A 650-nucleotide genomic window follows, 5' to 3' on the forward strand; every position below is an offset into this window, starting at 1 on the left:
ATAACGCCTTGTTAAGGTGTGAGGCACGCAATACCTAAGCTTCCGCATACCATCTTAACCACTAGAACTAACGCATAGTAAAAATGCTACGCGTGCCGAATCACTCTTGAACAATTTGTTATGTAGCCGACTTTCAGGTTAGTGCTTTCTGTCCAATTTGGAGCTTGGGCTCAATACCAGCTTTGCGATACAAAGCTAGAGCTGATTCATTGAAAGAATATACTTCTAACCACAGCTCTTCTCCGCCGTTAGAAATAGCTCTTTCCTCAAATGCCTCTATTAGCGCCACTCCAACACCTTGACTCCTAAAGCATGAATCCACAACAATCTGTTCAACGTTTACGATCTTTCGCTCTTTGAGAGTCCAAGACTTACGAACCCATAACTCACCAAAAACAAAACCTACTAACTGCCCTTTGCTTTCGGCTACCAGAAAAATCGAGCTTTCACTTTTGATTATCTTGTGTAGGTCTATTTTTTGTTCAATTTCTTCCGGTGATAAAAAGTCATCAGGTAAATTTGCTTGATGATACTCATTAAGCTGAAACTGTAGTTTCTTGATAACACTGATATCTTCAATGCGAGCTTGCCGAATATTTAACATATATAAATCCTTTTAACTTACCGTCCTCTCGCGGCTACATAACGCC

Annotated in this window: 1 protein-coding gene; it reads right to left on the minus strand. The window is 40.3% G+C overall.

Features of this window, described 5'->3' with window-relative positions; translation table 11 throughout:
• Positions 1-133: 133 nt before the first annotated feature.
• The gene (locus IQP38_RS11835; RefSeq protein ID WP_176311058.1) at positions 134-604 is read right to left on the minus strand and encodes a GNAT family N-acetyltransferase; all 471 of its coding nucleotides are present in this window, start codon (positions 602-604) and stop codon (positions 134-136) included.
• Positions 605-650: the final 46 nt, after the last annotated feature.

The organism is Vibrio sp. OPT41 (assembly GCF_015163595.1).
GTDB classification, from domain to species: Bacteria; Pseudomonadota; Gammaproteobacteria; order Enterobacterales; family Vibrionaceae; genus Vibrio; species Vibrio alginolyticus.

Bases quoted from the DNA above. Each gene is read 5' to 3' on its own strand.
- IQP38_RS11835 (WP_176311058.1), bottom strand. From the start codon at position 604: ATGTTAAATATTCGGCAAGCTCGCATTGAAGATATCAGTGTTATCAAG.